The 19,546-nt window shown below is 51.5% G+C and carries 15 protein-coding genes (1 of these 15 only partly in view); 8 read left to right on the plus strand and 7 right to left on the minus strand.

Going from position 1 to position 19,546, the window contains the following annotated elements; translation table 11 throughout:
* Positions 1-49: 49 nt before the first annotated feature.
* The 4 genes from DFER_RS18740 to DFER_RS18755 are packed head-to-tail and all read left to right on the plus strand — an operon-like array spanning position 50 to position 3,301.
* Positions 50-1,351, plus strand: coding sequence for a murein hydrolase activator EnvC family protein (locus tag DFER_RS18740; protein ID WP_143829024.1), 1,302 nt, complete (start codon positions 50-52; stop codon positions 1,349-1,351).
* A 43-nt stretch (positions 1,352-1,394) separates the two neighbouring features.
* Positions 1,395-2,213: a 3-methyl-2-oxobutanoate hydroxymethyltransferase gene (panB, locus tag DFER_RS18745; RefSeq protein WP_015813223.1), complete on the plus strand. Its 819-nt coding sequence runs from the start codon at positions 1,395-1,397 to the stop codon at positions 2,211-2,213.
* A 27-nt stretch (positions 2,214-2,240) separates the two neighbouring features.
* Entirely contained in the window at positions 2,241-2,972 is a 732-nt protein-coding gene (locus tag DFER_RS18750; protein WP_015813224.1) for an RluA family pseudouridine synthase, read from the plus strand.
* A gap of 5 nt (positions 2,973-2,977) precedes the next feature.
* The gene (locus DFER_RS18755) at positions 2,978-3,301 is read left to right on the plus strand and encodes a DUF6787 family protein (protein WP_015813225.1); all 324 of its coding nucleotides are present in this window, start codon (positions 2,978-2,980) and stop codon (positions 3,299-3,301) included.
* A 3-nt stretch (positions 3,302-3,304) separates the two neighbouring features.
* Here the strand turns inward: DFER_RS18755 and DFER_RS18760 are convergent, their stop codons facing one another.
* Genes DFER_RS18760 through DFER_RS18770 form a run of 3 tightly spaced genes read right to left on the minus strand, consistent with a single transcriptional unit; the run spans position 3,305 to position 8,992 of the window.
* Entirely contained in the window at positions 3,305-5,635 is a 2,331-nt protein-coding gene (locus DFER_RS18760) for a CehA/McbA family metallohydrolase (protein ID WP_229206046.1), read from the minus strand.
* Between the two features lies 1 nt (position 5,636).
* On the minus strand, positions 5,637-7,067 hold the full coding sequence (locus tag DFER_RS18765) for a DUF5723 family protein (RefSeq protein WP_015813227.1): 1,431 nt from the start codon (positions 7,065-7,067) through the stop codon (positions 5,637-5,639).
* Complete coding sequence (locus DFER_RS18770) at positions 7,064-8,992, minus strand: RecQ family ATP-dependent DNA helicase (protein ID WP_015813228.1); 1,929 nt, start codon at positions 8,990-8,992, stop codon at positions 7,064-7,066. Before DFER_RS18770 ends, DFER_RS18765 begins: the two co-directional genes overlap by 4 nt.
* 160 nt (positions 8,993-9,152) lie before the next feature.
* On the opposite strand from DFER_RS18770, the gene DFER_RS18775 reads away from it, so the two are divergent.
* Together DFER_RS18775 and dacB are read left to right on the plus strand one after the other, a co-directional pair.
* Positions 9,153-10,637, plus strand: a complete 1,485-nt coding sequence (locus DFER_RS18775; RefSeq protein WP_015813229.1) for an ArnT family glycosyltransferase — start codon at positions 9,153-9,155, stop codon at positions 10,635-10,637.
* 104 nt (positions 10,638-10,741) lie between these two features.
* Positions 10,742-12,016, plus strand: coding sequence for a D-alanyl-D-alanine carboxypeptidase/D-alanyl-D-alanine endopeptidase (gene dacB / locus DFER_RS18780; protein ID WP_015813230.1), 1,275 nt, complete (start codon positions 10,742-10,744; stop codon positions 12,014-12,016).
* Here dacB and DFER_RS18785 read toward each other — a convergent pair whose 3' ends face one another.
* Both DFER_RS18785 and DFER_RS18790 read right to left on the minus strand, forming a co-directional pair.
* On the minus strand, positions 12,017-13,639 hold the full coding sequence (locus DFER_RS18785) for a hypothetical protein (RefSeq protein WP_229206047.1): 1,623 nt from the start codon (positions 13,637-13,639) through the stop codon (positions 12,017-12,019).
* A 154-nt stretch (positions 13,640-13,793) separates the two neighbouring features.
* Positions 13,794-14,810: a toxin-antitoxin system YwqK family antitoxin gene (locus DFER_RS18790; protein ID WP_015813232.1), complete on the minus strand. Its 1,017-nt coding sequence runs from the start codon at positions 14,808-14,810 to the stop codon at positions 13,794-13,796.
* 93 nt (positions 14,811-14,903) lie between these two features.
* Here DFER_RS18790 and fcl point away from each other — a divergent pair, with 93 nt between their 5' ends.
* A complete protein-coding gene (fcl, locus tag DFER_RS18795) occupies positions 14,904-15,845 on the plus strand; it encodes a GDP-L-fucose synthase (protein ID WP_015813233.1) in 942 nt (313 codons plus the stop codon).
* Between the two features lie 186 nt (positions 15,846-16,031).
* Entirely contained in the window at positions 16,032-16,505 is a 474-nt protein-coding gene (locus tag DFER_RS18800; protein WP_015813234.1) for an Lrp/AsnC family transcriptional regulator, read from the plus strand.
* A gap of 73 nt (positions 16,506-16,578) precedes the next feature.
* On the opposite strand, the gene DFER_RS18805 is transcribed toward DFER_RS18800, so the two are convergent.
* Both DFER_RS18805 and DFER_RS18810 read right to left on the minus strand, forming a co-directional pair.
* Positions 16,579-18,075 (minus strand): DUF4301 family protein, encoded by a 1,497-nt coding sequence (locus DFER_RS18805; RefSeq protein WP_015813235.1) that lies wholly within the window; start codon positions 18,073-18,075, stop codon positions 16,579-16,581.
* Positions 18,076-18,163: 88 nt separating this feature from the next.
* Positions 18,164-19,546 carry the 3' portion of an ATP-dependent helicase gene (locus DFER_RS18810; RefSeq protein ID WP_187293394.1) on the minus strand. 903 nt of this gene lie beyond the right edge of the window, so 1,383 of the gene's 2,286 nt are visible here — the last part of the coding sequence; the start codon falls outside the window, past its right edge; the stop codon is at positions 18,164-18,166.

A 19,546-nucleotide genomic window follows, 5' to 3' on the forward strand; every position in this document is an offset into this window, starting at 1 on the left:
AATCAATATTATGCCCTTTCGTACCCCTGGTAGCCGTCGTTTTTGGTTAGTGCTTACATTCGTGCTCGCTGCGTGCGCAGGCGCTTTCGCGCAGAAAACCCGTGAGCAGCTGGAACGTGAAAAGGCTGAAAACCAGGGCAAAATCAGAGAGATCCAAAGCATTTTGAAGCAGACTTCGTCCCAGAAGAACGTCAACCTCGGGCAGCTCAAAGCGCTTAACCAGCAGATTAATACCTACAAAAAGCAAATAGACCTTCTTAGCGACGATCTCGAAATCCTGGACCGCGAGTTAAGAGTGCTTGAAAAGCGTCGTCAGTCGCTGGATAGCAGCCTGGCCGTGTTGAAAGAGGAGTATGGCCACATGATTTACGAGGCTTCGAAACGGAATGCGTATTTCAATCAGCTAGTGTTCCTGTTCTCGGCGGGGACGTTCAACCAGTTTGTGCTGCGTTACAAATATTTGAAACAATATACCGAAGCAAGGCAGGGCCGGGCGAAGGAGATCGATGTGCTGCAAAAGCAGGTAATGGCTGAACGCCAGCGCATTACTTCTAAAAAGAACCAGCAGAAAAACGTCCTCGACACGCGGGTTACCGAAAACAACAAGCTGGAAGGCTTGAAGGTGAAGCAGAATGAGGTGATCAAGGAATTGTCTCAAAAAGAGGTAGAACTGAGAAAGCAAATTGCTGAAAACAAGCGCGCTACCGACCTTTTGGAAGCCAGCATCCGCCGCATTGCCGAGCGCGAGCGCCGCGAACGCCTCGAAAGGGAACGCCGCGAGCGTGAAGAACGCGAAGCACGTCGCAAAGCGGAAAGGGAAAGAATTGCGAGGGAGAATGCCGAGCGCGAAAAGAAAGGCGAGGCGGCCGTAGCGGCACCGAAGGAAGTAGAGGAGGAGCCGGTAGCTTCGAGCGGGATGAGCGAGGAGGAAACGACGCTGGCGTCATCGTTCACCGCGTCGCAAAACCGCCTTCCGTGGCCTGTGAAGGGCTTTGTATCCAGCCATTTCGGCCAGCGCCCGCACGCGGTGTTGAAAGGGGTGATGGTGGATAACCTTGGAATTGACATTCAAACGACTGCCGGGGAGTCGGTGAGGTCGGTATACGACGGTACGGTGCTTGATGTGACCGAACTGCCCGGAATGGGCAGCGTGGTGGCAATCCAGCACGGTAACTATATGACGATTTACGCTAAAATGACCGGCGTAGCCGTGCGCGCGGGACAGAAAGTGAAAGCCCGGGAGAACATCGGCCGGGTGGCGACCGACAGCGACGGCACGTCAGAACTGCAATTCCAGATCTGGAAAAACACTTCGCGCCTGAACCCCGAGAACTGGCTCATTCACCGGTAGCCTTTTGTGTTACAAATTTCGACTACCATTACCGATAACCACCATGTCTGTACATACTGCTGATATTAAGCGCATTACAACCCACGTGATTCAGGAAATGAAGAACCGTGGCGAAAAAATAACCTGCCTTACCGCCTATGATTATTCGATGGCGGGCATTGTGGACGCCGCGGGCGTCGAGCTGATCCTGGTGGGCGACTCGGCTTCCAATGTGATGGCCGGCCACGAAACGACGCTGCCGATCACGATCGACCAGATGATCTACCACGCCTCGTCGGTAGTGCGGGCTGTGAAGCGTGCATTGGTGGTGGTGGACCTTCCTTTTGGCTCCTATCAGGGCAATTCGCGGGAGGCGCTCAACTCTGCCATTCGCATCATGAAAGAATCGGGTGCGCATGCCGTGAAACTGGAAGGCGGGCTCGAAATCAAGGATTCTATTACGCGCATCCTCAGCGCCGGTGTGCCTGTAATGGGGCATTTGGGGCTTACCCCGCAATCCATTTACAAATTCGGGACTTACACCGTGCGTGCGAAACAGGAAGCAGAAGCACAGAAATTGCTGGAAGACGCCAAGATGCTCGAAGAAGTCGGCTGCTTTTCGGTCGTACTCGAAAAAATTCCTGCAAAACTGACCAAGCAAGTGTCGGAAAGCATTCAGATTCCGACCATCGGGATCGGCGCCGGGCCGCATGCCGACGGACAGGTGCTGGTGATTCACGATCTGCTGGGCATCAATAAGGAATTTAAACCGCGCTTTTTGCGTCATTATGCCGATTTGAATAGCGTAATGACCAACGCGATCACTAATTATATTTCAGACGTAAAAGGAAAATCATTTCCGAACGAATCGGAATCATATTGACCTTTTAAAAAGTATTAAACTAATAATATGGCTAAAAAACCTTTTCGGGTTGTTTACGAGGATAATCACCTGATCATCGTCAATAAGGAGCCTGGTATCCTGGTTCAGGCCGATGTTACCGGCGACGCATGTTTGCTGGATTTGGTAAAAGATTACATCAAAGAAGCCTATAACAAGCCCGGAGCGGTGTTTTTGGGCACCGTGCACCGGCTGGACCGACCCGTGAGCGGGCTCGTTGTATTTGCGCGCACATCCAAGGCGCTCGAACGCATGAACGAGATTTTCCGGAAACGCGATGTGCAAAAAACCTATTGGGCAGTTGTAAAGAACAAACCGGCAGAAAAAAAGGGCAAATTGGTACATTGGCTGACTAAAAACGAAGCCCGCAATGTCACCACCGCGCACGACGAGGAAGTGCCGGGCTCACAGCGTGCGGAGCTTTCGTACCGCTGGGTAGGCGAAATCAACAAATTCCACCTGCTGGAAGTAATGCCGGTTACCGGCCGCCCGCACCAGATCCGCGTGCAGCTGGCCTCGATGAACTGCCCCATTCGCGGCGACGTGAAATACGGTTATCCCAAAGGCAATCCCGACGGCAGCATCAACCTGCATGCACGCAGGCTGTATTTCGAGCATCCCGTTAAAAAAGAGCCGATTATCTGCCGCGCCGGTGTGCCAAACGACCCTTTTTGGGAAGAATTCTTAACTTTGGATAAAGAGGTGATCAAACCCGAGCACCTCGATTTCCTGCACGAATAGAACGGATGATCGAAAAACTGAAACAGCGCTGGAATGTCAGGAACGGGTGGGACGTGCTCATCATCCTCATTGTTTTCGCGTGCACCGGTTTTTCGGTCCTCTACGTAAAACGATGGCTCTTTGAGCTTGTAGGATTGGACAATGAATCGCCTGCCTGGGTGCGCTGGGCGGTCAATATCCTCATCATTCTGCCGCTGTACCAGGTCATTTTGCTTGCCTGGGGCTGGATTTGGGGCAAATTCACGTTTTTCTGGGAGTTCGAAAAGCGGATGTTCAGCAGGATAGGAGGCCTCTTCCGTTCCAAAAAGGCAGAAACCACACCCGAATAACCGCTATTTCCCTGCACCGGCGATAAGCTGGCGATACACTTTCCGGGCCTTCTCATAAGCTTCGGCAGCGGCCGCCCGCTCTTCGGCGCGGATGTTGGGCTCTTTCATTTTCCAGCATTGTTCCAGCGCGGCGAGGCACCATTCGGCGCTTCTTTTTTCCGACACCGGCTGGTCGCCGATTTTCACAAATACCGGATTTGAATGCGAGCTCGGGAAAATCCGCACCGCCAGCCAGCCCGATTTTTCAAGCTTAGCGCTGAAACTGACGTCATTAACCTTACCATCAGCCTGCACCTCCACCGTGTCCACCGGAACGCCGTTGAATATCAATTCCGCGCGCACCGTGCGAGACTTGCCTACACGCGACCGTTCGATATCCCAGTAGGGCATTTCGGTAATCGGTAATTTGGCAATCCTTTCGCCGGTGGCGTCTTGTTTTTCGGGCAAATAGGCGGCTATCTTCGCCGTTACTTTGGTCGTGCCGGGGGATTTTAATGCCAGCAGGCTTTCACCCGTACCAGCCTCCACGCCGCCCGCTGTAAAATCCATGATGTGCGATTTGCCGTCGGAAACGTAGCTTCGGCCCAGTTGGAGGGCTTCCACGTAACCATCGTAGTCCATCGCCTTTTTGGGCTTAAAATAACTCCGCGCCTGGCCTACGCGCGCGTCCGTAATGCACGGGAAGTCGGTTTCGCCGCTGAGCCTCGTTTTGAATCCGCAATTCAACGTGTGATAGTACATATTCAGCTCCCAGGGCGCGGGCGTGTCGCCGGCACTGTAAAAGTCGATGAGGCCGTTGGTTACGGTGACAATGTATTCGTTGGCCCCGATGCCGTCCATTTTGGGCGTGACGTAGTTGGGCAGTTTGTCGGTGCCTTCCATCGGTTGCAACCCCCATCCCGAATGCGCGTAACCTACCACGCCACCCTGCGATTTGGCCCACGAAAGAACGGGAGCCGTCCAGCTTGGCCATTGATCGATGGTGGTCGTGCCGGGATAGTCGTCTTCTTTAATCCTCAACAAAACAATATGCCCAGCGTGCGACGACGGAAACCCGGAAACTTCCACGTCGTTGCGCATGATCGTCTGTTTGCCCGACAGCGGGTGATCTTTTGCCGTAAAAAAGGTCTTCTGGTGATACCAGCTCGGCCCCCATGCGAGGTTGGCAGCCATGTTGAGGTCTTCGCCCAGCACTTGCCTGAACATATCTTTCGGATCGACGCCCTCCGTGGGGCTGTCGTAATGGCTGCAACCGGCCGCGTGAATGTGGTGATCGGCGCTGAACCAGCCGAGTCTGGATAGCTGAATCCATCTTTTCAGCTTAAAATCGACGTCAATAGCGGCTTTTCCCGCCGGGACCGTAATTTCTTTCGTTTGCGGGATGTATTCCGGCCCACGGGTGAATGTGACCTGGTATTTGCCCGCAGGCAACGTGACGTGCTCGCCGCTCTGGCGGTAAATTTGCGGCTGGAAAAAGAAATCGGGATATTCATCAAATGCTGCCACGCGACGGGACGGCAGGGGATAAATGCCCTTGAATTTACCGGACGCATGCTCCTGGCCGTCGGTGATCACGAAAGATGCCATAGTGGCCGCACCGTCGGCATCTTTTACATCGAAATTGACCCTGACCGCAGGTTTTATATCAAACAAAATATGGGTAGAATTCCTGAAACCGATGTCCTGCGAACCCTGGCCGGCATGGTATGCGATTTCCGCCTCGCGCTGGCCGGCGTCCTTGGAATAGATCTGAACCACCGCATATTCGAGCTTTAAACCCGACAAATTGGGCTGCAAAGGCCTTCCGGCATAAATCTGAATGTCCAGAAAACGGTTTGCGACCTGGCCTGCGGTAAGTTCGTGCTCCTTTTTGACCCGGTGTTCAAACGATGGCGAATGGTAGGGTTTGAGCGCATTCGGGCTGACGGCCTCAAACTGCGCGGTAATGACTGCTTCGTTATGGATTTTAACCAAAAAAGCCGTCCATCCGCCCTGCACAAGCGCCGCTTTGGCCGCGCCACGGTCGACCTTCACGCGTCCTTCGGGATTGATGTGCACCACATTCAGGCAATAGGGGTCCAGAATGGCCTGGATTTGAGCTACCGTCTGCTTTGAAAACGGGCCGCGGCCCAGGGCTTTCAATTTTTCCGAATCAGCGGTTTGCAGCGCATTTCCCGAAAACGAAAGCGCCTCCTGCAAGCGCATCGCCTGTGCGAGCAGCGGCTGCGGCTCTACGTCGTCTGCAATGGGATGTCCCGCATGGTGATCGTGCTGCCCAAGCAGCATTAGTGGCAGGAAAACTGCTAAAAGGAGTAGGGCAGACGATGTTTTCATATCAATCCTTGTCTTTTTTACGATTTGCTTTCCACGCGGTGAATCCGATGTACATCATGCTCCCGCGCGCGCCGCCGCTTTTCATCAGGCCATTCACATTACTAAACCCGAGGAATACCGGCCCAAAATGCCCCGCAAGGCCGATGGAAGGCCGGTTGTTGCCCTGAATGAACGAGATCGGGAACGAAAGGCCGGAATCTTCGTCCTCGAAACGCGGCGTGACGATAAAAGTATTGGGCACATACATATCTAATGGCTGGCCGCTCCGGCTTTTGAAACGGCTCGTATGCGCCAGATTGAGGAAAAAGCCATTGAAAACCTGTATGTCGGCTTCCAGATTGAGCGCCTGCGGCAGTTTCACGCTTTGGGCGAATGCCGTGCTCGTGTCGCCGGGAAACAGGCTCATAAAGCCCTCGGGACCGCGGTCACTAATGGTTTCCAGCTCCGCCTGGCGGATCACCACGTCGCTGTGCAAGCCTCTGGCCACTCTCGAATCGGACGTTTTGTATTTAACCGACCCAATATCCGTGAGCGACCCGGCAAGACGGACGAGGTAATCGGGGCTGTCGTTGTAGGCTTCCTTGCGGCCTTTCCACACGGCACCTATCTCGTACGAAAAGCCCAGGTCGTAACCCCAGCCCGAACCATATTTCCCCGAATCAAACAAGCTGCCGATGCGCGCTTTGCGGTTGGGTGTGCTGTAACCGCTTTCGTACGAGAGGTTATCGACTTCCAGCTGGCTGATCTCGGGATCATTATTCACCGGACCAATGCTGTATTGATCCGCATTGCCTTTCAAATAGGCCACACGCGCACCAAAAACACGTTTTACGGTTGCCCCAACACGGAATTTATGCCCTTCGATATCGAGCAGCTGCACGCCGTATGAGAAGCTAAGGTCGGTAAGGCTCTGCTGAACGAGGCTGAAATCGCCCCAGGCTTCACCCGTGATCGGCGGTGTGCTGCCCGTGTCCAGCCTTTTCATATACAGGTTATCGATGGCGGAGGTGATGTTGCGGCCCTGCACAAATCCGCGCGTACGCAGCTGCACCGCCACGCTGTGGTATTTGCCCAATGCAAACGACACCGACGGCCAACGGATTTCTCCTGTGAGGAAAATAGGGTCCTTGTAGGTCAGCGAGCCCATCGTACGTGAGCGGCCGTAGAGCTCCTTCGTGGAATGCGCCGAAAGTATCGGGTACAAAAACGAGTTTTCACCAATAAACCGGAAGTACCGGTATTTGATACTCCCGCCGAGCGTGAGCACATTGACCTGGAACTTGTGCCGCGGCCCGCCGAGCACCGACGGATTGTAAGTAGCGCGGTATAAACCGCCGTAGTTACTGAATTGCAGGCCTGGAATCTGTTGAGCGACAACGCAATGAAAGGTCGTCAGGACGAATAGTGCTGTGGTTAGTAATGAGGTTTTCAAAGTTGAGTTTTGTTAGTCGCGGTGAGCATTCCTTGTTCATTATACCGGATCGTTTCCTCCCGGATCAGCGTTTGTAATGTATTGAACAACTCGTCGCCGGGCAGGTTTTCGAATGCACGGCCAAGTTCAGCGGGCAACATCGGGCCCTCACGGGTTAGAAAATCGGTGATCATTCCGGCCAAAGTGGCGTCCTCCGCAGCGTCGCGGGCCTCATTTTTCCGGTTTTGAATGCATATATCGCACACACCGCATTCCTCCGCATCGAATTCATGAAAATATTCCAGTAAAAGCAAGGTCCGGCACCGTTTGGTATGCGACGCGTAACGGATCACCGCTTGTGCCTTTTGCAGGTCGCGGTCCTTTTTCTTTTGTATTTCAAAAACATTCAGCGGCAGTAAAGAAGAATCATAGCGCGGTGTCAGAAATGTGAGCTGGGGCTTGTCCTTGCGGGGTTCGTAATCGATAATGTCCCGCTCGGCAAGGAATTTCAGCTTCCTCAGAACTTCGGGCACCGTGGCGAAATGCACCTGCGCCAGCTCGGTTTCCGAAATGCGCACATACTCCGTAAAAAGCTCGCCGCCGTACATTCTCAGGATCAGTTTGATAAACGAATCCAGCTCCTGATAGCGTATCTGAAAATCGTACAATTGGCGGTTATCCACCAGAAAATGGATTTTGGAAGCATCACTAAAATTCTCGCTGAGCTGCACAAAACCTTCTTCTTCAAGCAGTTTCAACGCATAATGCGTTTCATTCACCGGCAGCCCGAATATGCCTGTAAATTCCTGGATATCGAAGTCGAAACCCGATAGCTCGCCCGCACCGACGGCCACTTTGTAATAATTCGCCAGGGCCTGGTAAACGCGCCGGAGCATTTCAATGGGCGGGTATCGTCGCTCCACGCTGTCGACGAGCTCCTCGAGGTCGATTTTGTTGAACAATGCGACGGCATAGGCCTTTTTTTCGTCCCTTCCGGCCCGGCCGGCTTCCTGATAATAGGCTTCCAGATTGTCGGGCAGGTCGAAATGCACCACGGCGCGGACATCGGGCTTGTCGATCCCCATCCCGAAGGCATTTGTGGCCACGACGGTCCTCACCCGGTTCTGAATCCAGGCCGTTTGCCGGTCAGAGCGGTCCTTAAAAAGCAGTCCGGCGTGGTAGCTGGTGGCCGAAATTCCCTGCCTCGAGAGCCAGTCAGCGAGGTCTTTGGTGCGCTTCCGGGTGCGAACGTATACAATGGCCGTTCCCGAAACATTACGCAAAACCTGCAATAATTTTCGTTCCTTACTTTCCTCCGCAAATGCCGAGTAGGAGAGGTTGGCACGTGCAAACGACTGCTTGAAAACGCGCGCATTGCGCATTTCGAGCTTATCGAGGATGTCTGCCCGCACTTCTTCCGTAGCGGTGGCGGTGAGCGCCATTACCGGCACTTTGGGTAAAAGCTTCCGGAAATCGGCGATGAGCAGGTAGGAGGGGCGGAAATCGTAACCCCAGGCCGAAATACAATGCGCCTCGTCGATCGCAAGCAGGCAAACCTTCATTTGCTTCGTGCGGGCAATCATAATGTCCGTCCGCAGGCGCTCGGGCGACACGTAGAGAAACTTCGTATTTCCGTGAATGCAATTATCCAGCGTAATATCGATCTCGGTCTTGCTCATGCCCGAATGGATCGCGGCGGCGGGAATATGCCTGCGTTTGAGCTGCTCCACCTGGTCTTTCATAAGGGCGATCAGCGGCGTTACCACAATGCACACACCCTTGGAGGCCATCACCGGTACCTGGAAACAAATGGATTTGCCGCCGCCGGTAGGCAGCAGCACGAGCGTATCCATGCCATTCAGGACGGCCTGAATGGCGTCTTCCTGAAATGGCCTGAATGCGTCGTAACCCCAATATTGTTTCAGGACAGACCGGATATCAGTCATCGGAACTCCGTTTTTGGTGTGGTGATCAGATTTTGCAAAGTAATTGCATTACCCGCGTTATCGAAAGCGGGAACCCTCACGTTTGATAAAAAAGAAATGCCTACAAATTGTTCTCCAACGCGCAAAAGCCGTTATTTAAAGGCAAATTTCACACCACATCATGATTTTACATGCAGGCCAAAAGGAAAGCTACCCGTGGTGGCTGCCCTGGCTTTTTACGCTGAGTTTCATCCTGATTACGTTTCTGCCTCGCTCGATTGACGACACCATGTTCATGGATGGCGTAACCTATGCCGCCATTGCCCGCAATATGTCGGAAGGGATCGGCACATTCTGGCGGCCGTTTTTCGCGCATTCCTTCTGGCTGCCGTACGATAACGGCGAGTATTTTTCGGGACATCCGCCGCTGCAATTCGGGTTGCAGGCAGTTCTTTTTAAAATAATCGGGGATACGCCGGCAGTCGAGAATAGCTATAATGCGCTCATTTTGGGCGGCTATTTGGTTTTGATAGTTGGAGTCTGGCGCAAATTGCTGGCCCCCGCAAGCGGCTACGGTGCACTCGGCTGGCTGCCGGTGCTCTGCTGGTATGGGTTGGTGACGGTTTGGTACAGCATTCCCAACAATTTCCTGGACAGTACTATGGGACTGTTCTGCCTGGTTTCATGCTATTTTCAATTGATTTTCCTGAAAAAGAATGTCACCCGTAAAATAGACGGATTGTGGCCGCTACTGGCAGGCGTTGGCATCGTTCTGGCCTTTCTGACCAAAGGTCCGGTGGGGCTCTACCCGCTTGCATTTTCGATGATTTATGCATTTGCGGACGCCTCGTATACTTTCCAAAAAGCACTCCGGCCAACGCTGATCATGCTGGCCGTGATCGTGCTAAGCGCGGCAAGCATCTTCGCACATGCCCCCGCGAGGGAATTTATGACCACGTATTTCAACGGGCAAGTGGTGCAGGCGCTGCTGCAAAAGCGCGAGAAGGCAGGCACCGGCTGGACGGCCCACATTACGTTGGTGACCGAACTGATCCGAAACATCACGCCGCATTTGCTGGCGCTGGCCGGATTGTACGCTTTATCTTTTGCATTGAAATGGAGAATGCTGCGCGAAAAATACATTTCCCAAAACATTGTGCTTACGGCGCTGGTGGCAGCGTCGGGGATTGTGCCTATGCTTGTGAGTATCAAGCAATACCCGCATTACCTGATGCCCGCGCTGCCGTTCGTTGCCTTACTTTTCGCTTTCCTGCTCGTCCAGCGGGTGGCCGCGGCCCTGGTTTGGCGGACGCAACTCACGATTATCGTGTTTTTTGTTGGCATTCTGGCATGCTGGGGCGCTACTTTCAGGAAGGTAAGCAGCATCCAGCCGGACGTCTACTCGGCCAACGCAAAACAGCTACGTACATTGGTACCGGTAGCTTCTACAATCGGTATTTGCCATGATTTGTACCAGCATGCCGATATCCACGCCAACTTACAGCGGTATCATCAACTATCGTTATCAACCCAAACGGATACCGCCCGTTACGTCCTGGCCGACTCCACGTGCCTTCCACAGTTTGATTTGAAACGCGATAGTGTGGTTACCATAAACGGGGGATTTTTGCTGGTAGTGAGGCATACGGTGCCACCGATAAAGTAGCTCGTTGATTCGGAAAGCAATTTGTCCGATTCGCAGCGAACACCCGGATTTGCCGTTAGAATGAAAATATTATCTTTGTTTAAAGTTCATTATAATCCGTTTCCATGCGCACGCTGCTCTTTATCATAAGTATAATTGTGTTATCGGGCTGTTCGGCCTCCCATTTTCTCAAACGTGAAATCACCCGGTCGGCGGTCCTGAGCCAGCAGCATACGGGCATTTCCATTACCAGGGTGAATGAGCAAAAGGCGATGGCTGCATACCAGGATAATAAGTATTTCGTACCTGCATCTAACACCAAGCTGTTCAGCTTCTACGCCGGGCTGTCGGCATTAGGCGACTCCATTCCGGGCCTGGAATACCTCGAATGGGGCGAGTTGCTGATCATCCGCGGCACGGGCGACCCGTCGCTGCTCCATCCCGATCTGCCATCCAGCAAGGTCCTGGATTTCCTGAAAAGCCGCAAAGAGCCGATTTTCTTCACACCCTACCATTTCGAAAACAAGCGTTTCGGGCCCGGCTGGGCTTGGAGTGACTACAACGATTATTATCAGCCCGAAGTGACGGCCATGCCTGTTTACGGCAACATTGTGCGTTTTCAAAGCCAGAACGGAGGAAAATACCGGGCACATCCGCATTTCTGGCAAAAATCGATGGTGGAGGACACTACCGTTTCCGGCATTGAAAGGGATGAGCTGCAGAATATCTTCCATTACCCTAAAACCGCAGGTACACAGTGGATTACAAAAGATATTCCCGTACACATGACCGACCAGCTGACCCTCCAACTGCTGAGCGATACGCTGAAAAAGGAGATCAAACTGATCAATATCCCGCTTGAAATAGAGCTGCAAACGGTCAACAGCATCGCGTCCGATTCGCTCTACACACGCATGATGCAGGCGAGCGACAACATGCTCGCCGAACAGCTGATGCTACTCTACGCAACGGCCAACAAACTTCCCCTGAGCACCGAGAAAGCCATTGCCCACGCCGTAGAGCACCATCTGGCCGACCTCCCTGATAAGCCCGTTTGGAAGGATGGCTCGGGGCTGAGCCGCTATAACCTGTTCACACCGAGGACAATGGTGGCATTGCTGCAAAAAATTTACGCGAAAGTACCGCAGGAAAGGCTGTTCAGGATATTGCCGGCTGGCGGCAAGACCGGCACGCTCAAAAACCTGTTCAAGGAGGAACCGCCTTTTATTTTTGCCAAGACGGGCAGTCTGAGTAATGTGTACAATTTGAGCGGCTACCTCATCACCCGGAAAGGAAAAGTGCTGGTTTTCAGTTTTATGAATAACAATTTCACAAAACCGACCGCCGATGTGCGCAAAGAAGTGGAGCGCATTCTGACGGCCGTTCACAACAAATACTGATTATTGCTTTTCTTCCCAGGTTTTGCCCGTACAGTAAAAGAAATTACGTCCGTTTTTACGGACAAGCAGGTAAATCTGGTAAATGCCCGGCTCCACATTTGCCGTATGAAAACTTGCATTTAGCCCTTTGCTAAAATACATTCCGCGCCGTAATGTCGTTTTCAGCGGCACGGAAACCTGGTTCGGAGGTGATGCATAAACGTGCCCGGGCGATTTCAGAATCACATAAGCGCCATCCGAATAGTCTTTTTCCGGTTTGAAAAACTCCTTGTGAAAACCTACAACGACGTGGTTGCCGAGCTGCCCCACTTCATCGAGTTCGTAAATGCTGTCGCACGGCACCGCGTCCGCCATCGGGTTCCAGTTTTCGGCCAGCGGATCGTCGGAACGATAGTAGGAGCGGATCTTCTCATAATGCTGCTGATCCATCGAAAACATGCGCACACCCAGCCAATCGGCATTGTAGCGGGCATTAAACTCCTGCGCAATGGCCGCGCGACGGTTATTCACCGCCTCGGCGAAGTTGCTGTGCAGCAGCACCAGGTTCAGCACGATGGCCGCAACGACCATGGCCGGCGCGAACCGCCTCCTGGTTGCATTTTGTACAATAGCAAGAAAACCGAAATACAAAGCAACGCACCAGAGCGTGGAGTACATGCGGTAGCGGCCTTTAAACATCCCCTCGAACGTGTCGGTGGGAATGCGTTTGTAAGTAAGCGCAAGGGCGGTGATGCCGGTAAAAATGGCGATAGCGAGGGCAAAAAGGGCCGTGCGGTTCGTGTAACGCGCTTTCAGCCAGGTTGAATGCCAGAGCGGAATATATTGTTGCCGGAATAAAAGGAGCAAGGCGGCGATCATCAGCATTCCGGCTGCTACGGCGGTATACAGCCCGGAAGTAGGCGTGCTGTAAGCGGTAAGCGTCGCCCATGAGCCGATAAAGCCAAAAAAACCTAAAAAGCCTTCTTTCACCTGCTGCGGATTGGAGAAATCCAGGTTTTGGGTGATTGGGGTAAAATCGATGAAGTAGATCGCCGCGATTACGAGCGTTGTTCCGAGCGTGATGAAAAATTGCATTCTGTAACCTGCGAGCAGAAACAGCAGGCCGATTACCGGGAAAACCATCAGCCCATTACCATAGGTAAATGTGGCCGCGATGGCGAAAAGGAGGGCGAAAGCCGGCTTTTCGGGCCTGTAAGCCGCAAAATATAATGCACAAAGCACAAACAGGATCACCCCGAAATTGCAAAGCGAACTAACCCCCCAGAAGATATTTTCAAACGACTGTATATTGAACCACAGCCACATGACCGGCACGAAATACCAGAACGACATGCGCAAATGCCGGAATGCACGATAAAAAACGACCGCGCAGAGTGCCCAGCAAGTGTTGGCGATGATCATCGGCCACACGAGGTCGATCGTACCAAATGCTTTTTGCAGCAGCAGGATCGCCGAGCGGGAGAAGACCAGCCTGTGTTCAGGGAAAAGGGTTGTGAGAAGCTTCCATTTTCCGGCAAGGTCGGCATTCGAAAATTCCGGGATAATACCCAAAATGATAATGTCATCGAAAGCCACATAGTTGACATTCAGGGCGATCGCCTTGAAAACCAGTATGTAGATCAAAACAGGTAGCAGGCACAACAAACAGGCAAGCCAGATTTTTTCTCTGACAAAACGGAGGAAAGCTGAGTACATAAATTAGACTCCGGCGGACAGGTCTGCCCAATCCGGTGTGCTAATTAAGCAAGCGAACGGTGATTTTCAATTATCCAACGGCTTAATTTTCCGTTTCCTCTTCTTCAACGGAGGCGCGTGGATCTTTAGTGTAGTCGTAAAGCAGCTTGCCTTTGTCGTCCCATTCTCTCAAAATAAATGGTTCAAATTCGTCGTCCCAGGCAGTTTTAGGGTATTGGACTTCTTTTTTGCGCTGGCGCCGGAACTGGTAGTATTCCACCCACCGGCCTATTTTCTTGCCCGAATCGTATTTGCCGTTCGCGGCAAGCTGGCCTTCCTTATAAAATTGCAGATATTCGCCTTCCACCTCGCCAAACGCGATCGGCACCACTTCTTTTACCTGCGTGTGCGCGGAATCGTAATAGGTGATGCGTGACTCGGCTGGGAATCCACGGTTCCAGACAGCCTTGTCGATCAAGTTGTATTTCGTATCGTATTTCACCCAGCGGCCGTCCTTCACACCCATGTAGTAATAGCCTTCCTCGATCAGGTTTTCACCGCTATATTTTTTATAGGAGCCGTGAAGCGGCAATGCCTGCGCTTTGTCCTTGATCACCGATGAGCTCAGTTTGCGGCCCTTTTTATCGTACCAGCGCGTCTCGGTAGCCCGCACGTATTGATCGATGGGTTTGAATTCCTTCAAAACATGGAAATTCTCGACCGTAGCACGGTCGCCGCTGCCGTACTTGACCGACATCGCCTGCATTTGAACGCCTTCATATTGTACTTTCGCAAGGCGCGCCTTTTCCTTGCGTGCCTTCCGGTCCTTTTTCTGGCTTTTGTATTCTTTCACCCGGAGCCCGAGATCGGGAATGGTTTCCCCGAACAGGGTAGAAAGGTTGGTGGACTTGCCCTTGCCGCCGGGTACGGATGCACCCATAACCGGGTCCAGGCCCGAAACGAAGGATTTCAGGTCATTCGAACGCGCCGCGGTATCCTTTTTTACCTGCTCTTTGGGCAACCAGGCGGGCGCCGCTGCGTCCTTCTGGCCATCCTGGGCAAAAGCGGAAACCGAGAGACAGATTGTAAAAAAGCCGCAGAACAGTGCTACTCTTTGCATGAATACAGGATTTTTCTTCAGGGCAAGATTGTTACTTTTGTAACGATTTGGTTTTTTCTATATTGATTTCCAAGACAAATTTAAAAAAACACCGTGGAAAAAAGCGCTAAAATTTATATTGCCGGGCATCGGGGAATGGTTGGATCTGCTATTCTCAGAAAGTTGGAAAAAGAAGGATTCAACAACATCATCACCAGAACTTCCTCACAGCTCGATCTCCGCAACCAGGCCGATGTGCGGGCATTTTTTGAGGCCGAACGCCCCGAATATATCTTTTTGGCCGCTGCCAAAGTAGGCGGCATTATGGCAAACAATATTTATCGCGCAGAGTTCCTCAATGATAACCTGCTCATCCAGAACAACGTAATCGACAGCGCATACCGCACGGATGCGAAGAAGCTGATGTTCCTCGGATCGAGCTGCATTTACCCGAAACTTGCTCCCCAGCCATTGCAGGAAGATTCGCTGCTGACAGGCCTTTTGGAACCTACCAACGAGCCTTACGCAATTGCGAAAATTGCCGGTATCAAAATGTGCGAAGCTTATCGTTCGCAATATGGCTGCAACTTCATTTCGGTCATGCCAACTAATTTATATGGCCCGAATGATAATTACGATTTAAATAAATCGCACGTGCTGCCAGCGATGATCCGCAAATTCCATGAGGCCAAAGAAGAAGGAAAGCCGTTCGTGGAGCTTTGGGGCACAGGTTCGCCGCTCCGCGAGTTCCTGCACGCCGACGACCTGGCCGCCGCTTGCTATTTCCTGATGCAGAATTACAATGAAGCAGGCTTCCTGAACATCGGTGTAGGCTCCGACGTGACCATCAAACATCTGGCGGAAATGATTCAGAAAGTGGTGGGATACCAGGGCGAAATCAAGTGGAATACAGAAAAACCTGACGGCACGCCGCGGAAATTAATGGACGTGAGCAAGCTCCACGCATTGGGCTGGAAACACACGATCGACCTGGAAGAAGGGATCACGAAAACGTATCAGGATTTTCTTGAAAAAATCGAAACTTACGCCGTGTAACCTTGATCAATACAACAGGTTACATTTGGAATAGCCTAATATTTCAATACTAAAATCATATTTCACCTACGATAATTCTAGTTTTAGACAAAATTTCAGTATAATATTACAAGAATCTTCGGGAAACTAATTAGTTTTGCGGCGTTCCCGAAATGGGCACGTCATATAAACCTTAGTCATAGAGAAATGTCGGCCATTATTAAGTTAGATCAGATAGACCGCAAAGTACTGGAGATTTTACAAACGAACGCGAAGATAACCAACGCTCAATTATCCAAAGAAATAGGCCTTTCACCGGCTCCCACGCTGGAACGCGTGAAAAAACTGGAGCAATCCGGCATCATCAAAAGCTACCATGCGCAGCTCGAACCTGAAAAGGTGGGATTGGGCGTGAGTACTTTTGTGCAGATTTCACTGGTGGGGCACCGCAAGGCTGTTACGGAGTCATTTGTTGAGAAAATTCATGCAATCCCGGAAGTTATTGAATGTCATCACATTACCGGAACAGGAGATTTCCTGCTTCGTGTGATTTCCAAAGATATCAGCACTTACCAGAAGCTGATGCTCGAAAAAATCAATGAAATAGAAGAAGTTGCCAGCACGCAAACGATGGTAATCCTCTCGACATTCAAAGAGAGCAAAGTATTGCCGATACCTTGATCGGATCAGTCATTTGAAATAAAAAATGGTCGGAGTTGCTTCCGACCATTTTTTATTTGGCTTTATATTAAAACTATTGATGCTGCTCGCGAAGCAGGTCGTTCACAGTTTTCACAGGGTTGAATGTAATCAAAGGCACTTCTACGAAAAGCGTGTTCCAGTCGGCCATCGAGCCGTTCCACAAACCTGGCAGCTCCTGCGCTTTCAATTCCTTCCCATCTTTGGATTTGCCTGTAATAAAGCCGGTTAGCGGATCACGGAATTTTTTCAGGTCATACAATTCGCCTTTTTTGTTCTTCACCGCACACACCAGGTCCACAGGATTGAAGTGCGTCGAATTCTTGAAAATGCTGTTCTGATCAGCATTATCCACATCCACCTGCGCCGATTCCACGATTTGCAGCGACGATGATCCATCGGCATTCTCAGCCCAGAACGGTCCGCCACCCGGCTCACCCTGGTTTTTCACCATCCCGCAAGCGCGCAACGGGCGATCCAGTTTTCCGATAAAATATGCCTTCTTTTCATCATCGCCCCACGACTCAAAACCGGCCGGCGGCACCACGCAAAGTTCATTGCGGAAAAAGCCGTCGAGCTCCGCCAACAATGCCGCGTCGGCACCGGAAGCCAGTTGATCGAGGTAAGCGAAGATTTTCTTTTGGTATTTCAATACTGTGCCCGCCAATGCCTTCTTATAGGTAATCGTCTCACCCTTAATCCGATCCGGCACGACATTGTCGATATTTTTAATAAAGATAATATCCGCATCGAGCTGGCCCAGGTTGTCCAGCAATGCGCCGTGGCCTGCGGGGCGGAACAAAAGTGAATCGTCTTTTTCGCGGAAAGGCGTGTTGTCCAGGTTCACCGCAATCGTGTCCGTAGCGCTTTTTTGCTCCGAAAACGAAACAATGTAGCGAACGCCGTATTGCGTTTGATAGCTCGGAAGCACTTCTACCACCAGCTTTTCAAACTTATCGCGGTGCTCGGGAGATACCGTGAAGTGGATCTGCACATTGCTGCCCGCATTCGCATATTTGGCGCCTTCAACCAAGTGCTCTTCCAGCGGCGTGCGCGAGCGCTCAGGGTAATTATGGAATTTCAAAAGGCCTTTCGGCAACTCTCCGTAGCCCAAACCCTTGCTGGTGAGGAAGTAAGAGGCAATTGTTTTCTCGTCGACCGACGTAATGTCCAGACCGTCGGCAGCCAGACAGGTTTTCAAATCCTCGTAAAATGCGAAATCTTTCAGCTTCGTAAAAAACTCTTCCACCGACTTGTCCTTCTTATCCTCCTGCAAAAACCCGAAAAGCGATTTGAACATCCGGGTAGCAGCGCCCGAAGCGGGTACAAATTTCAAAAGTGCAATTTCGCCATCGGCAGCACTTTTATCGAACTCACTGATTACCTGCGCGATCTCATCTTCCGTCAGCCTGATAATGCCGTCGCCCACGGTTGCAGCCTTCGACAATTGCAAAAACGGGAAGCCGTTTTCAAAGTAACGTACTTGCTCTTCTACGACGCTCAGATCGCTCCCTCTTTCCTTTATCTGTTGAATATCCTTTTCAATAAACATAATTTATGGTTTTAATCAGTGAAGTTTAGGGTAAGATTTATTACAAAAAAGCTTGGAATTACTATAATTTCATCGGTTCAATACGCATTTATTTCATCACCCGAAGTTTTGCAAAGCTAAGGAGCAGCGTTTTTTCACCGACGAGATCGAATTTGACGGTCGCTTTCCGGTCGGTACCATTGACGTCCATTTTGGTCACCACCCCGAAACCGAATTTCAAATGCTCCACCTTGTCGCCTTCCGCCAGATCGAACGTGTCGGTAGGCACGAAATCGGCCGAAGGAACGTGGCTTGTCGCGGCGGTTACTGCCGGTTTGGCCTCTGTTTTGCGCTGCACCAGGTTGCGGGCAAATGTCGTCACAGGAGGCGTCGTGTCGCGTTCGAGGGCACTTTGCACCATTTTATTCACGTTCAAATACTTCTGTTCCACTTCGAGCAGGAACCGGCTCGGCTCGCACATTTTCAGGCGGCCCCACTGGTAACGGCTCTCGGCGTAGGAGAATGAGAGCTTCTTTTCCGCACGCGTGATCGCCACGTAGAAAAGCCTCCTTTCTTCTTCCAAATCTTGCCGGCTTTCGAGCATCATCTGGCTCGGGAAAAGGTCTTCTTCCAGGCCCACAATAAATACATTCCTGAATTCCAGACCCTTAGCCGAGTGAATGGTCATCATCGTCACCCGGTCGTGGTCATTATTATCATCCGGCTCATCCGCATTCGTCAACAGCGACACCGATTGAAGGAACGCACTCAATGATTTATCCTCCGTTTCATCGCTATCGACAAATTCCTTGATCCCGTTCAGCAATTCCTGCACGTTTTCGTAGCGCGAAAGGCCTTCCACGGTCTTATCTTCATACAATTCACGCAAAATGCCGGATGCTTTGGCAATGTGGGAAGAAATTTCATAGGCGTCCTTGCCTTCTTCGACCAAAATTTTGAAACTCTTGATCAGCGTCCCAAAGCCTTCGATGGGTGCGATAGTGCGACCGGTACCATATTGATTGATATTGGCCACCACATCCCAGATCGCCACATTGTTTTCGGAAGCAGTCACCGCGATTTTGGCCACGGTGGTGTCGCCGATGCCTCTTTTGGGTAAATTAATAATCCGTTTGAAAGCTTCTTCGTCCCGCTGGTTCACTGTAAACCGCAGGTAAGCAAGCAAATCCTTGATTTCTTTCCTTTGGTAAAATGACTGGCCACCAACAATGCGGTACTTAATGCCGAGCTTCCGGAGCGCTTCTTCAAATGAGCGCGACTGTGCATTGGTGCGGTACAAAATGGCGAAATGCTCATTACGCAGCGCTTTCTGCATTTTTTCTTCAAAAATCGCCGTCGCGATGAGGCGGCCTTCCTCATTGTCCGAACCCGCCTTGATCACGTCGATCAGCGAACCTTCTTCGTTGGAAGTAAATGTATGTTTTTCGAGCTGCGACTTGTTGCGGGCGATCACCGAATTGGCTGCATTCAC

It is taken from the genome of Dyadobacter fermentans DSM 18053, from assembly GCF_000023125.1.
Lineage (GTDB): Bacteria > Bacteroidota > Bacteroidia > Cytophagales > Spirosomataceae > Dyadobacter > Dyadobacter fermentans.